Genomic DNA, 14637 nt, shown 5'->3' on the forward strand with positions numbered 1-14637 from the left:
CATAAGGAAAGATATACAGATCGCTGAACTACGCCAACGAGCGATGACAGATGACATTCATCATTATCTTTTAAAAATGGTGCTAAATATTAGTCATGCAATTTTGCGCCTTTAAACACCTTATCAACGAGCTTCTTGTCACCACACATCGCAAGTCCAACTAACGGAAGTTGATCCGTTACATATTGACTCACCGTTTGTCTGTTATCGTTATCATTCCCGGTAGCAAACATGTCCTCAATGTAAATTGCCAGTTCAGCCTGATTTCGGTTTGCCCGGTTGATAAACGTGCTGAGTTTTTCCCGGCTGGCTTTCAGTACAATAATTGGCTGTATACAGAGCGGTAAGTACTTGTTACCTGTGGCGTCTGTGTAGGGCTCCCCGGTGTTTACTTCCGGACTACTGGTTACGCCGCCAGACAAAAAACTAACCACATTCAGTTTCTGCCATGCTGGTAAATCGTCAGCAACCACAATCGCAAATTTAGTGTCAAACTGCATGTTTATATCTCCTGGTGGCGTAGTTTGAAATGTTCAGATAACAAAAGGGCTAAGCCCTATACTTATGGCGACAAATATCAGAAATAGCGCCATCAGTTTGTTGATCGCAGCTAAATACCTGGCCTGGTAAATATTCTTTCCCAGCAGGCGTCCAAAAACGAAGTAGAACCACGGCGCACCAAAGGCGAATATCGCCAGGCCTACACACCAGATAAATAATACGAACCCGCTGATCCCCGCCGCGGGAAACTGCACTGTCGCAACGGGTAGTGCCACAGTGATCCCCTTGGGGTTAAGTAACTGCATCATCACGCCATCGCGAAATGTCAGGAGACGGGGAGGGGCTTCTGTAGATTGCGCGGGATTTGAGCGAAAGATTTTTATTGCCAGCCAAAATATATAAAGGCTTCCCAGCACTGATGTCACCGTCAGCAGCGATGGATTCATTATCTGTTCACCAACATACGCAACAGAGAAAAATAGTATGAACATGGCAACGGCGACGCCGGCAAAAAAACCAAAAACACGGGTTTGTTTTTGGATACCATTATTCAGGCCAATAGCGTTCACTGGCCCAGGCGTGTACATCACGCCAAAGGCATAAAGAATTATGTCGGTCATGGATTACTCGAACGTAGCAGGGCGGTAAAAATCAGGTGACTAATTGCCGCTGGTACTGGCGTGGCGTAATGCCAAAAGTCTTTTTGAACTTGCGATTAAAATGGCTGACATCAGCAAAAGCAAGGTCAACAGCAGTGTCAAAAACGCTGTTGCCCATCTCAAGCGCTTGTCTTGCCCGGTTTATCCGGCAATTCAGTACATATTGATGCGGTGTCATACCGAACTGCTGATTGAACAGACGGATAAAATGGTATTTTGACATGTTTGCTGTCTGACATATCGAGTCCACAGTCAGCTTCTGATCCAGATTGCTTAGAATATAATCCCTGGCTCGAAGAAGCAGCGCATCTTTACGGCTGTGAACCTTAACATCATGAAGCGTGCCGTTGCCGAGGCGAATTATCGACTGAGCAATAGATAACAACGCGGCTTCTTCTTCAAGCGCAGACACCTTCGCCTCGCGCATTATCTGACTAAGTTGAAGGACATCATCACGTAGCTGTTCATCGTGGAAAAGAGATGACTTCAGGCGGGCCTGATCCCGAGAGATCTGGCCAAGAGAACGCATCATTTGCAACAACGTGGATTCAGGAATATACAGCATTTCGTATTCGAGCTCTGAACTCGCGCCTGCACAACCGTCGTGTACCTGCTCAGGATTAAAGAATATTACGTTGCCTTCATTGCTTTTATGGAACCTGCCGTCACTGAAAAAGTCCTGACGTCCTTTGCGGGTAACGCCAATGCTGTACTCTTCATGCGCATGTTTGTCATAGCTGAATTCCTTTATCTGCGCTGAAAAGGCACTCAAACCAAATGTGTGGTGACTCGGTAGATACTGAAACCGCTCTTGCATGATAATCTCATCAGTTTGCGCAATTCGTTATAGCCAGTATAAAAAGTCCAGCCACATAAAAATAGAATATAATTGCGGACTTTATATAGAGTATGTGGGTTGAATTATTGATGGGGCAGAGTCTCTTCCAGGTCAGTGGATCACGTTTTTGGTAGGTGAAATATAGATTGTCGTTGAATGCCTGTGCCAACAGAGTAGGCATTTTCACTGAGGTTGGCACGCTATTCAGACATCAGGCTGGTAGCAAAATCACGATAGTTATGCAGAGGGTGACCGGGAATGTCAGTTAAACCTTCAACATCACCTATTTCTAGGAACGTCAGAAGATCGCCCGGCTAATACTTATCAATAAAACACTTAAATGGTATTCGGATTTAGTCTGCCACTACAACTCTAGGCGAAGTGTGCAAGAAATATTGGTATCGTTATAGAAAGTTCGGTGGGCAATCGCCTGGAATGTTGAGGTTGCTTAAAGTTAGTTATATTATTGACAAAGCTGTTAGCATGCCTATTCAACTTTCTATATTATAAAATAGAATAATATCTATATTGCGCCTCATGAGGGCTCATAAGCGTTTTCACAAAAGAAAGGGAATGTTTTTGTCAGTAAATACGTTGGAGTGCGGCTTATACTTTGAAGCCAACAAAGAGGAAGTTTTCGCCGAGTGGGAAGAGCTAGCGAATAAAAAGCTTCAGGCAGCGTCAGATGCGCCGGATCTGATTGTCAGGAATTATCTTCCATATTTTTTAGCCAGCCTCGTTGAGGCGCTTAAAAATTTTGAGCCTGACCCAGACAACCTCGATACCTCCGGTATAGATAAGATTGATCTCAGAGCAAAGTACAGTGACGAGCACGGGCGGGCGCGTGCCTCGGTATCGAGCTATGATGTGTCGCAGGTAATACAGGAGTATTCCCTGTTACGACAGGTACTTCGCAACCACCTTTACCGAAACGGTATATTGTGCCTGACTACCGCTGAAATCATAAACCGGTTCATAGAGGCGAATTGTGCTCAGGCCTGCCAGAAATTCTCTAATTCCATCAGGGAAGTACAGGAAAAGCTCATTAGCGTTATCGCTCACGACTTGCGCAATCCAATATCTGTTGCTCGTAGCTACGTTGAAGTAGGGGAGCTGGGTCTGGCATCGCAGACCAAAGTGTTTTCAGTAATAAAGCGGAGCCTGGGTAAAGCGCTCGGCCTTATCGGAGAATTGCTGGATGCTTCGCAGCTTAAAGCTGGTGAAGGAATGACATTTCGCTTTGAAGAAAAGGATTTGGTAAAAGAGCTCAAGGTGGCCGCTGAAGAGGCGACAGAGGTTTACAGTAACAGAGTGAATTTTGAAACTAACCTGGAACAGGCCCATGCAGTTTGCGATCACATGTCTGTTTTACGTGTTGTCGAGAACTTAATCTCAAATGCGATAAAATATGGTGGTGTAGGCAGGCCGATAACTATTGGTTTACGTCGCGAAGAGAAAATATTGCAAATTAGTGTGCATAACGAAGGTTCCTACATTGAGCCTACCATGCGGGATAAAATGTTCGATTTCCTCTCTCGTGATGACACCGAAAAAAATCGGAGCAAAGAGGGCTGGGGGATCGGACTTTACATAGTGCGACTGGTTGCGAAGGCTCACAAGGGTAAAGCATGGATTGAAAGTGATAAAAGTGCCGGCACGACTTTCTATTTTACCATCAGTACCCATAGCAATAATGCTGGTACAGCGTTTTCCGAATACTTATAATTTTTTGACAGTTTTGCCCACAGCTGTCGCACTTTTTAAATGAGAGGGCGACGGAATGCCAGCAACCCGGTTAATAATAAAACAGCAGGTCTCAACGACTTCAGAATTAGCATAAATCAGAAAGTCAGTCGGTTGGCAAAACCCATCTTCACATATTTTACACTCTCAATAAGAGTTATGAGGTCTGGATTCAATCTCACCGTTGCATGTTCTCTATCGATCCGCACGACTGACTTGTCCGCGCCCGGCATTTTTGGCTTTATACAGCGCCTCGTCACAGTGAGTGATTAAAGACATTGTGGTATCTCCAGCCTCGTACTCTTTAACGCCGGCCGAGAATGTCTGATTACGAATGTTACCGCCGCAAAACATCTCCGCGTTATACATCGAAAGGATGTTGTTGAGCATTGTCTCGGCTTTTTCAACTGAGGTCATGGGCAGACAAAGAACAAACTCCTCGCCACCATAGCGTGCAAAGATATCTGACTTTCTTATCGATCGACTGATAAAGTGTGAAAAAGCTTTTAAAAGCGCGTCGCCGGCATCATGGCCGAAACGATCATTAATAGATTTGAAGTGGTCTAAGTCAATGATGGCCAAAGAAAGCGGTTGCTGATGTCTTTTTGCTTTGTCTATCTCAATGTCTATAGCCTGTAGTGCACTTCTTCGGTTACGGATACCGGTCAGCGAGTCGGTGGTGGCAAGTTCCTCTTGTTCTGCCTTTAATTTTCTCTGAACAGACAGCAAATATCCAATGAACACAACAGCAATAGTCAACACCGCCGCCCCCATCAACAGGAGGGCATTAAAGCGGCTTGTCTTTGAGAGATTCAGCTGCGTTAACTCATGCTCTTTGGACAAAAGCTGAAGTTTTCTTTGCGCTAACTCACTTTCGTAATAATCGCTAAAGAACTCGTTTCGGCCATCAGTTTGATAATACAGATCCTGATAATAGTGTTTACTGTCTTTTAAGGCGTTTAACGCTGGCTTTAAATTTCCTGTTTTCTCGAATAGCTCTGCCTGAGCTGATCTAAACTCAGCCTGCAACAGACTATTGTCTGACGTTTTTGCCAGCATTTGCTCAATGTCTGCTGAAAGCGCATTTGCTTCATCAAGCTTACCCTGCATCAACAGGGCTTCAAAACGGGCAATCTCATAAGATGTTTTGTCATACGAGCCGGGGAGGGAAGCAACAAAGCGCTTTGTACTTTCGATAAGTTGCAGCGCGCTTTCACTGCTATTTGTTTGAAAATAGATGTTTAGTTTGAGAACGAGACCATATACGAAGCTATCCCAATCTTTTATTTGTTCTGCAAAGCGAATATAGCTTTCTAAAATATCTTCCGCTTCCGTGTAGCGCGCTAACCCTTCGTAGCTTCGCCGCTGACAATCTAAAGACATTTGGTAATAACGAAAGGGCGTACTAGCGGGGCGACCACTGAAAAACGTTTCTGCTCTAGCACAAAGCACTAGTGCTTGATCATATTCCCCCAAATAAGACTTCGTAAGACCGATAAACAACTCAGCATTTTCAATCGCGCCATCACCAAAGAAGCGTTTTTGAGACAATGACGGTAAAGCGTCCAGCACAACAGCAAGCTCGTTAAGCGACGCACGTAACAGTCCTACTCTTGCAAGGAATTGTGATTTGGTAGCTATCGCATCGAAATAAAGTTCCTTATCACTTTGTTCAGAGAAGGAAATAACCTCGTCGATGCGTTGAATAGCGTCAGGCCAATCCCCACCAATGCCCAGATTATAAGCTTCCAGTATCTGGTGGCGATAAAATAACGCTGGATGGGATTTTTTTAGCGTTATCAACGTCGAAGATGGAGAGGTATGGTATTTCTCAAAGCCCGTGGGATGGTCAACCAGCGAATCTAACAACGCATGGTAGACTGACGCCACAGCGGTGCTATCTGTCAGCGGGGACGATGCGATAAGAAGCTCAAGTTCATGTCCGGTGGCAGGGGACTTGCCAATGATCTCGCGATATGACTGAAAGTACCTATCCCCTGATAAGTTTTTGGCATCCGATGTCTGCGCTAAAAGCGCCACTAGTATGCTTATAAAGACAGGCAACTTCACTAGCGATCCTTAAATTTACTGCTTATTCCTTGGTATGTAGCTGGAGATTATCAAAGCTTCCGTAAAAAGTCTTTTCAGGATGGCACGCGTACTTACCTGCCTAGCGTTTACTATTGCGATTTAAGGCATACGGTCGCCAACATATCGGGTATGTAATCTGACCAATAGTTTTGCTGTGCGTACCAGAGAAATTATGTCAGTTAAATAGACGCCATACTATTCAGCTAGGGTTAATCTTTGACACGCTGTAATAAAAATCACAATTTTTATCAACTTGTGACATTGTTTGTGATGGCGGACCTCTATAGCAACAGTAAGCGGGGCACTCAACAATGCGCAATGGGATTCAGGGATAGACGTAAATTTATGAGCCAGTTGTCTTACATCGTTATTTCCACTGTTATGCTATTCGGATTAAGTGCCTGTGCCGTGTCTTATATGGATAATAAGCGCATGATTTACTCTCCGTCATTTGTAGAACATAGCGAGCAAATCAACATTGAAATACCGACTTTTGCCATACTGGATAAACACTACGAAATCGTCGCCGGTAACTATCAGGTTACCAATGTAGATACCGGACATAGTTCAGGTGAGACCACCCGGATAGATTCAGAAGTTAAACTTAACGTCTTCAACTCTGTTTTGACTAACCAGGACTGGCTAGTCGAATCAGAGCGCTATGCAGTGGATCTGGAACGAAGCTTCTCATTCGATTTATCGAATGCTCGCAACGCTTATACAGACAGCAGTCATTGTGACCTACGTCATCTATATCAAAAAGAGGAAAAGTCTCGGATATTCAGAGATGAAGAGCCTCAGAGTGAATCTACCCGACCTGTGTCAAGCCTTCTGGCCTGTGAAATTGGAGATGAAACAGACACCTGGCAGTTGTATCTGGCCCAAAAGCAAGGATCGGAAACAAAACTTGTGCTGCGAGCCAGAGATTTAATGTTACGTATTGAACCAGAATACAGTTATCAAGGTGAACGGGTAAACTTATCTGGTGAGGTGTTAGATACACGTCGTCATCGTGGCCGCACCATTGTTGGTCTGCGTATTTATGACGAGAATCAGGAAATAGCGACACTGTTTCTTCCGAATAAGAAAGAGGTCCTACGTATAAACACCACTATTAGTCAGCGTCAGCAACAGCGGTTATTTGCGGTGCTTTATAACTTTGTAATTGTGGATAAGATTCATAGCATTTGGAATCGGTAACGTTGTACGTAAACATCAATAATTACGTTTTTGATGTTTCACTATGCGACGTGGACTCGATTAAAAAGACAAAAAGGTGTCAGTCCACTGTTTACCGGGAACTTTGACCAGGCAATGGCAACTAATGGTGGCCTTAGTCTCACAATAAATTCAAAAAGGAACAGATATGTATAAGCAAGGACACCTTAAAAAACGTTTTTCTCGCCGAACTACTCTTTTACCCGCTACAGTATTGATCGCCCTGCTATCTGCAGGTGCAACGTTCGCTCAGGCTTCAACGACATCACTTGAAACGCTGCAAGCTCAGTTTGCAAAAGGTGATTTCAAGTCGGTTAGCAGTTCCCTTGAAAGTAAAAATGATAAAACACCGGAAGAGTTTTCCTTATTGGTTTCTGCACTGATGAATCAGGATTTAGACGATGCAGAAGAGAGTGCAGAGGACTTTATTTCCCACTACAGCAAGGATTATCGCGCTTATCATATGCATGCAAGCGTAATGGGCGCGCAAGCCTCTAACAGTATTTTTTCAGCGCTTGGCTATGCAGAAAAGGCTAAAAACAGTCTGGAAAAAGCCGTAGAGGTTGCCCCGGAAAAAATTGAGGTTTATCTGGCGCTCATGCAATTTCATCTTGTTGCCCCTTCCATTGCTGGCGGTGATTCTGACGAGGCGAAACGCCTGGTTGATAAAATTACCGAAATGGATACCACTGAAGGCCAGTTTGCCAGAGCTCGCTTTTTGTTGTCTGAAGATGACGAACAACAAGCGATAACTATTTATAAGAAACTCGCGCAGGAAAGTGATAGTAACGTAAGAGCATCCCTTGAATTAGGCACATATTATCTGTCGGAAGAGTCTTATGATAACGCGTTCCAGTCGCTTTACCCTTTGATGTCGCATGAGCTTGCGCCCGTTGATAAAAGCGAATCGGCAGAATGGCAGACGTATCAACAAAATAAATCCCGTTTACTCTACGGAAAATACCGGATTGGCCTGATCGCGGTGAAAAGTGGTGAGAAAACGCAAGAGGGGATTAGTGCGTTACAACAGTATTTAACTGACCTGAAAACCACCTCAATTGATACCGTTGATTTACCAAGCGCAGACTGGGCGAATCTACGTCTGGCCGAATTGCTAATGAATAATAATGAGCTTTCAGAAGCCCAAACCACGTTAGCGTCTATTAGTCAGTCAGGGGACGATCGCTTTAATAACATTCTGAAAACGCTAAAAAAGAAAATTAAAAAGCAGATTTAATCCAGATTAATTCATTTACTCTTTAGTTGGCTTTGGAGGCGGGAGCTTATCAGTGTTGTTAACTGGTAAGCCTCCGTGTTGATGTTGATGCCCTCACAGAGAAAATACGCAGGTTAGATTCTCTACAACAGTCCAATGCTTAAAGCCGAAATATAGTTCGATTTATGAAAAAAAGTTCAACATATTGAAAGTAAAAATATTTACGCTCTCATCAATTGATTTTAACGTTCATTGCTAACTGCCACGCTGGTTCTGTTTATTTCCATCGCACAAGTTCGAACCTCTCATCTTCGTTATTTACCAGTTATCCGCGTAATCTGCCGTTTGTCATATAAACGCCCACTCTGAAATAACTCTGGCAAAGTAACCCTCATTGTCGGTAATAAATAAGGAAACAGTGATGATAAGACGAATAGTAATTGCTGCTATCTGCTTACTTTGTTCTGCAACATTAATGGCAAAGGAAACAGCCGGAGACTGGCAGGGAGAGTTGCAGATCCAGCCCAATGTCAGCCTGCCGTTGATAATGCATCTGAATCAGCACGACGGGGAGTGGCAAGTGACGATTGATAGTCCCGCTCAACAGACCTTTGGCATTCCGGGCGAAGTTGTGCGTATAACAGATACCTCTGTCTCAGTGTCGTTTAAAGCTATTGGGGCACGGTATGATGCAAAGCTCAGTAATGGCAGGCTAGAGGGCATATTTTCCCAGGCCGGCAGTGATTTCAGTCTGACGCTGACGCGTAAGTCAGTAAATGAACAACAATCGGATAGGGGGGCAGCTGCGCGCCCCCAGCAGCCTCAGCCGCCTTTTGACTATCAGGTGGAAGAGGTAGCTTATAATCATGTAACGGAAGGCTTTACCTTTGCAGCCACTTTAACCCTCCCCCCGGGAGAAGGGCCTTTCCCTGCCGCAATTCTGGTATCGGGGTCTGGTCCTCAAGACCGTGATGAAACGCTAATGGGGCACAAGCCTTTCTGGGTACTGGCTGATCATCTTACTAACGCAGGTATTGCCGTGCTGCGTTTTGACGATCGCGGTACCGCGCAGAGTGGCGGTACCTTTTCAGGCACCACGATTGACGGTTTCAGTACAGATGTGGCCTCAGCGTATACTTATCTGCAATCCCGGGAAGATATAGACGACAGCCGCATTGGCCTGATTGGCCATAGTGAAGGGGGAGTCACTGCGCCTCTTTTTGCTTCAAAACAGACTGACGTTGCCTTTATGGTGTTGCTAGCGGGCTTAGGAGTAGATGGAAAAACCCTGTGGGCAGAACAACAGCGGGATATTGCCAAAGCGTATGGCAGCCCAAATTCACAGGGCATTTATGAGGTCATGGAGACAGTAGCTGCACAGATTATTAACGGTGCCAGTCCGGTTCAGATCCGGAAAAAATTGCTTGAAGCAGGCTATGATGAAAGAACCGCAAGTCAGTATGTGAATTTGCTGGCCAATGATTGGGGAAGGAGTTTCCTGTCTTACCAGCCAGCGCCTGTGTTGTCTAAACTCAGCATGCCGATACTGGCAATAAATGGCGACAAAGATTTACAGGTGTCCGCACACAGCAATATTTCAGCGATGAAGCGTATTTTTGCTGCATCCAACAATCCGGATGTGACGCTCAGAGTGTTGCCTGGTCAGAATCATTTGTTTCAGCAAGCCGATAGCGGATTACCGGACGAATATGCAAGAATAAGCCAAACCATATCGCCAGAGACGCTTGATCTGATAAGTGACTGGATAATCACGAAGGTATCAGAGTAACAATGGGCTTAGTCAGCAATTTGACAAAGATAAAGGCGTCAGACTAACAATGGCCTTAGCGAGTAGCTGGAAAAACACGCAGGATTCAGAGTAACGATTGTGAAGCAGTATTGGTTAATTCAATTTATCGGCTGGGGGCTGTTGTTCGCAACAGATACATTGCTGAAAGTGTCTGTGGGTATGGTCCATTACCCACTTTTCTTTGCTGTTTTTATTCTATATACATTTGGATTTGCCGCATCGCACGGCTTGCGCTATCAGTATCGCCGCTGGCAACACCGGCACCTTCTCAGCGTAATAGGCGGTGTTTTTCTTATGTCATTAATTGGCGCGGCGGGCGCGGCAAGCTTAATGATTTGTACGCTCATCGTTATCGGCCATCCACTAATAGATCAGGCTGTCGGTGCTCTGGACATTCTGTTTATCAATAACATGCTGGTGTTATGGGCAGTACTGGTTATCTGGAGTGGTCTGTATTTTTTCGTTACCCGGCAACGCAAAGTGGACGAGTTGGAAGTCACGCAGCGGGATTTAGAGCATAACCTGAATCAGGCGCAGCTAAATGCTTTGCTTACCCAGTTAAACCCCCATTTCATGTTCAACTGCATCAACAATATCCGGGCGCTTATCCTGGAGGACGCCACAAGAGCCAGAGACATGCTGGCCAATCTGGCGGAAATGCTTCGCTACAACCTTCAAAGTGATACCGGCGAAACCACGACACTCGAATCAGAACTGGAAATTGTCACTACCTATATCAGTCTGATAAAAATGCAATACGAAGACCGACTGGTTTACGAGCCCTCAATTTCCAGCGGCGTGGGTACCGATACTCAGGTTCCGCGCCTGATGCTGCAATTGCTGGTTGAGAATGCAATTAAGCATGGCATTGCAAACGCAGTGAATGGCGGCAAGGTAACGCTCAGTATTGGCTGGAAAGCAAAGTGGTTACGCATAACGGTAACCAACCCCGGTCAGCTGCAACCCAATCAAAAGGGAATTGGTGTTGATAATATCCGTCGGCGCCTGCAACTGATTTATGGAGATGAACACAGGTTTCATCTGTACGAGCAGGATGGGGTAGTGATGGCAGAGGTATTACTTCCCGGGAAGGAGAAAACATGCGCGTAGCTATCGTCGAAGACAGCAGGCTGGCAAGACTTGAATTGTGCGAGCAGTTATCCCAGTTGTCAGGAATAACGTTGGTGGGGCAGGCAGATACTGTCGACAGTGCCGACCAGATGATAACTGAAACCCAGCCCGATCTGGTGTTACTGGATATCGATCTCCCCGGTGGAACCGGGTTCGATTTGCTTGAGCGGCTAGATAATTTGCCGTTGATTATTTTTACTACAGCGTACGATCAATTTGCCGTGCGTTCATTCGAAGTCAACGCGCTCGACTATCTGCTAAAACCGGTTACCCTGCCACGGCTGAGTAGTGCGTTTGATAAAGCAAAAGTGCGGCTTAAGACTCACCACATTCCTGAAGCGCCGTCAGACAGGTTACACGCAGACAGCCAATTGTTTGTGAAAGAAGGAGAAGACTGCTGGCTGATAAAGCTTAAACAGGTTCAGCTTTTTGAGTCAGTTGGAAATTACACCCGGGTGTACTTTGAGCAACACAAGCCAATGCTCAACAGAGCGATGTCGCAGATTGAAGCCCGCTTGCCAACAGAAGGTTTCTTTCGCCTGAACCGCTCGGAAATTATTAACCTTGCTTACATTGAAGATATTGAGGTGACACTGAGTGGTCAATGGCAGGTCGCCATGCAAAATGGCCGCATCCTGGTGCCTTCACGTCGCCAGATGCAAGCCTTTAAACAGCGTTTATCGCTTTAAGGTGATTACGGCACACTTACACACTCAGGCAAAAAGTGTCTCAAAAAGACGTAATTAGATGGGCTAATTAAAGCGCCAGCTATGCAAGCTGGGCTAGCTTATTTGTATAACTGGCTCTATATAAAAAGGATCTGTGTATCAGGCTGCGATTAATCTTTGTAACGTTGAATAGTTACGTCTTGTCGCATTTAACATGAGACGATTGCGTTTATCCAAAATTTCTTCCTGAAGCGGTCTGCTTGTGGCGCGATTGAACTGACGGGTAAATCCATTGAAAGACTCTACTGTGGGCTCGTCAAAGTGCTTACCTCGATACATTGCACCCAAAGCGCTTTGGTCAACAAGCGGCTGCTTTTTCAGTAATTCTTTCCCACCAAAGAAACGCGAATAATTCATGATTTCACCTTTAACTACGTGCTTGATTTGTTATCGGCAAACCCGCGATGAAACTTTAATTACATAAATTAACAGGCCCTTGAATGGTGCTTTAGGGGAGGGAGCATGCGTTTATAAATGGAGTTTGCTATCGACGAGCACATTGTTAAATAACACCAGCTGCTTGTGCAGCTATATTAGGAAGGTTAACCCGCGCGGTTGCAACCTGGACGCCGCTTAAGGCGTCACGTTCTGATTGCTATGCCTGATTTCAAACCCGACTTGAAGTCCAAGATTGGACAGTCATACGACAATTGAGGGCAATGTGGCGTGCTGTCTTATTTTCTTGCACCCGCCGCCTATTAAAACATATCAAAACGAATGACTCTGCCCAGATGGGGTTGATCACCAGTCATATAAAGCGTGCGAGTTACCCTCGCGGCATCACCAAAGCCATAACCAGGGCTAAGTGTCATCCAACCGGTTTGAGGATCGACAAGTTCTGCCAAAAACTCGGCCTGAGTTGTTTCGTAGCGACGATTTAATTCATCCATTCCCCAATCCTGAATACGTTTACGAATTTGATCAGGGGCAAAGTAGGGAACGGGTTCAGGATTAAATTCATGTTCGTTAGCCAGGAATTCTGTATTGGTCGCAGAACCAGCGTAGCAATCATATTTAAGTTGTTGTCCAAGGTGCTGATGAATATGTAAACGAAGACTATTACTTCCCGAAAAATCGACATAAACATAAGGCTCATCCGTAGAAAGCGTGTTGAGTTCCTCGTAAGTTACGGTGGAATCATACAGACCTGTGCTTTCAACAAAAGTCTGATTGCGTGCTGAAGTGATACCCACAAAGTGTGGGTGATCGCCAAGCTTGCGCCCGCAATAAGCGGTTCCGTAAGCCGTTTTGCTGGACGCGCTCGAGAACACTACTTTTTTGGCGCCGAAATAATTATTATCCTGTAAGAAATCGGCCAGCATGTATGACGTATAGAAGAGCGGACGCATTAACATCTCAGCGTCTTCTAAGTCAGGACTCAGCGTGGGTGTTTGAGGAACACGTACATAGGTGTTATAGGTAAACGGTAACTCCTTTCTGTGCTCGGAAACCTCTTTAAAGCCCTGCGTGTTCACCCGTCCGGCTTTGATCTTTAAGAATTTCGCAATAGGGTAGTAACCGTAAAACCGATCGCCCACGGCAATGCCTTCAGCATTCGAAGTATAGACAGTGGCATAACCCCATACTGGCATTTGCCCCCAGCCATCTATATGCGTAGGAAAAAAATCCCAATAGCGCATTGATTCGCCAAAGGCGGCATAGGTAATGTTGTTGGTCGTAAGCGCGAAAGTATCTATGGTTAACAGAGCCTCTCCAGGCTCTAGCGTTACGCTTTCCTCTACGTGGTCAACACGGGTATTTCCAACGTTACTTTTACTGGAAAGAAGACGTGTATTGGTAATTGTCGACATAATCTACCCTTAAAATATTCGAAAAAACATGCAGTAAGGTTAAAAGTGCTGGTATGCGAAGTTATTCAAAATTTACACGCCTGAACGAACCTTCTCCAATAGGTACTATTGATGACGAGCAATAAATATTGAGGTAGCTTGCTATCAGTGACGCAGCATGCTCAACGTCGGTGCAGAGTTTGATCACACCTTGTCCGCGACCTAGTAGCATGAACATACATAGTCTTTGATGAGAGAATAGGGGTCTTACAGGAAAACTATAAGCACAGTGTGTTGTGCCTGCCATATACTTTGTCTTTTAGGCGCATTGTACGATGTAAGCGATTAATAATTCATTGGCAGTTTACGCTTTAAGATGCCGCTTATACCGACGGGTTTAGTCAAAAAGGTGTTGTCATCAGCAATCGAGCAGGCTGGCGTCACTTCCGTTTTTGTTGAGTTGTCGACCTTAGCTCTGATGTACTGGCCACTTCACCTGGTCACTTTTCAACGGATTGGCTGGGATACTTTTGTATTCAATCGAGGTCAGTTTATTCTTTTCTGAAGGATGGTGGCAGGAAGGGATATCAGCTCGCATATTCAAACAAGTGCAAATGAACAACGTATGTCGTAGTCTTCCAAAAATCTATTCCATTTGCGTACCTTAAACATAGTTGGCTTATAAACGCATGAGCCGATACAACTGAACACATTTCCTGAATATTCTAAATTTCCCGATAATTTTTTAAATTGCCACACTGGAAATTTAAATTTTTAATGGGAATCCTTCAAGTTTTAAATACCTAGAAAACAAGCACTATCAACCTAGGGCAACCCCGATTTCAGATAATAAGTGCACCACTCATGGTTAAACGGTGAGAAGAGATCAACTGCCTGTTGGTGGTACTCTAT

At 44.9% G+C, this 14637-nt stretch carries 12 protein-coding genes; 6 read left to right on the forward strand and 6 right to left on the reverse strand.

Annotated features, from left to right (window positions below; genetic code table 11):
• Positions 1-89: 89 nt before the first annotated feature.
• From JKP77_RS17205 to JKP77_RS17215, 3 genes are read right to left on the reverse strand one after another with little or no spacing between them, the layout of a single operon-like run.
• Complete coding sequence (locus tag JKP77_RS17205; RefSeq protein WP_218312399.1) at positions 90-500, reverse strand: DUF2000 family protein; 411 nt, start codon at positions 498-500, stop codon at positions 90-92.
• Between the two features lie 33 nt (positions 501-533).
• The gene (locus JKP77_RS17210) at positions 534-1121 is read right to left on the reverse strand and encodes a LysE family translocator (RefSeq protein WP_218312400.1); all 588 of its coding nucleotides are present in this window, start codon (positions 1119-1121) and stop codon (positions 534-536) included.
• A 31-nt stretch (positions 1122-1152) separates the two neighbouring features.
• On the reverse strand, positions 1153-1977 hold the full coding sequence (locus tag JKP77_RS17215; protein ID WP_218312401.1) for an AraC family transcriptional regulator: 825 nt from the start codon (positions 1975-1977) through the stop codon (positions 1153-1155).
• A 594-nt stretch (positions 1978-2571) separates the two neighbouring features.
• On the opposite strand from JKP77_RS17215, the gene JKP77_RS17220 reads away from it, so the two are divergent.
• Entirely contained in the window at positions 2572-3723 is a 1152-nt protein-coding gene (locus JKP77_RS17220; RefSeq protein ID WP_218312402.1) for a sensor histidine kinase, read from the forward strand.
• A gap of 213 nt (positions 3724-3936) precedes the next feature.
• Here JKP77_RS17220 and JKP77_RS17225 read toward each other — a convergent pair whose 3' ends face one another.
• Positions 3937-5811, reverse strand: coding sequence for a GGDEF domain-containing protein (locus tag JKP77_RS17225; RefSeq protein WP_338024887.1), 1875 nt, complete (start codon positions 5809-5811; stop codon positions 3937-3939).
• Between the two features lie 366 nt (positions 5812-6177).
• Here JKP77_RS17225 and JKP77_RS17230 point away from each other — a divergent pair, with 366 nt between their 5' ends.
• From JKP77_RS17230 to JKP77_RS17250, 5 genes are all read left to right on the forward strand, one after another.
• Entirely contained in the window at positions 6178-7032 is an 855-nt protein-coding gene (locus JKP77_RS17230; protein ID WP_218312403.1) for a hypothetical protein, read from the forward strand.
• 166 nt (positions 7033-7198) lie between these two features.
• Positions 7199-8287 (forward strand): tetratricopeptide repeat protein, encoded by a 1089-nt coding sequence (locus tag JKP77_RS17235; RefSeq protein ID WP_218312404.1) that lies wholly within the window; start codon positions 7199-7201, stop codon positions 8285-8287.
• Between the two features lie 400 nt (positions 8288-8687).
• Entirely contained in the window at positions 8688-10055 is a 1368-nt protein-coding gene (locus JKP77_RS17240) for an alpha/beta hydrolase family protein (protein ID WP_218312405.1), read from the forward strand.
• A gap of 99 nt (positions 10056-10154) precedes the next feature.
• On the forward strand, positions 10155-11186 hold the full coding sequence (locus tag JKP77_RS22385) for a sensor histidine kinase (RefSeq protein ID WP_218312406.1): 1032 nt from the start codon (positions 10155-10157) through the stop codon (positions 11184-11186).
• Positions 11177-11896, forward strand: a complete 720-nt coding sequence (locus JKP77_RS17250; protein WP_218312407.1) for a LytR/AlgR family response regulator transcription factor — start codon at positions 11177-11179, stop codon at positions 11894-11896. The genes JKP77_RS22385 and JKP77_RS17250 overlap by 10 nt, the downstream gene beginning before the upstream one ends.
• 138 nt (positions 11897-12034) lie before the next feature.
• On the opposite strand, the gene JKP77_RS17255 is transcribed toward JKP77_RS17250, so the two are convergent.
• Both JKP77_RS17255 and JKP77_RS17260 read right to left on the reverse strand, forming a co-directional pair.
• The gene (locus JKP77_RS17255; protein ID WP_218312408.1) at positions 12035-12292 is read right to left on the reverse strand and encodes a hypothetical protein; all 258 of its coding nucleotides are present in this window, start codon (positions 12290-12292) and stop codon (positions 12035-12037) included.
• Between the two features lie 341 nt (positions 12293-12633).
• On the reverse strand, positions 12634-13746 hold the full coding sequence (locus tag JKP77_RS17260) for a DUF2855 family protein (RefSeq protein ID WP_218312409.1): 1113 nt from the start codon (positions 13744-13746) through the stop codon (positions 12634-12636).
• Positions 13747-14637 lie beyond the last annotated feature (891 nt).

The organism is Alteromonas antoniana (genome assembly GCF_019249295.1).
In the GTDB taxonomy this organism is placed as follows: Bacteria; Pseudomonadota; Gammaproteobacteria; order Enterobacterales; family Alteromonadaceae; genus Alteromonas; species Alteromonas antoniana.

Excerpts from the sequence above, each read along its gene's own strand:
- JKP77_RS17205 (WP_218312399.1), bottom strand. The coding sequence starts at position 500 with ATGCAGTTTGACACTAAATTTGCGATTGTGGTTGCTGACGATTTACCA.
- JKP77_RS17210 (WP_218312400.1), bottom strand. The coding sequence starts at position 1,121 with ATGACCGACATAATTCTTTATGCCTTTGGCGTGATGTACACGCCTGGG.
- JKP77_RS17215 (WP_218312401.1), bottom strand. The coding sequence starts at position 1,977 with ATGCAAGAGCGGTTTCAGTATCTACCGAGTCACCACACATTTGGTTTG.
- JKP77_RS17220 (WP_218312402.1), top strand. The coding sequence starts at position 2,572 with ATGTTTTTGTCAGTAAATACGTTGGAGTGCGGCTTATACTTTGAAGCC.
- JKP77_RS17230 (WP_218312403.1), top strand. The coding sequence starts at position 6,178 with ATGAGCCAGTTGTCTTACATCGTTATTTCCACTGTTATGCTATTCGGA.
- JKP77_RS17235 (WP_218312404.1), top strand. The coding sequence starts at position 7,199 with ATGTATAAGCAAGGACACCTTAAAAAACGTTTTTCTCGCCGAACTACT.
- JKP77_RS17240 (WP_218312405.1), top strand. The coding sequence starts at position 8,688 with ATGATAAGACGAATAGTAATTGCTGCTATCTGCTTACTTTGTTCTGCA.
- JKP77_RS17250 (WP_218312407.1), top strand. The coding sequence starts at position 11,177 with ATGCGCGTAGCTATCGTCGAAGACAGCAGGCTGGCAAGACTTGAATTG.
- JKP77_RS17255 (WP_218312408.1), bottom strand. The coding sequence starts at position 12,292 with ATGAATTATTCGCGTTTCTTTGGTGGGAAAGAATTACTGAAAAAGCAG.
- JKP77_RS17260 (WP_218312409.1), bottom strand. The coding sequence starts at position 13,746 with ATGTCGACAATTACCAATACACGTCTTCTTTCCAGTAAAAGTAACGTT.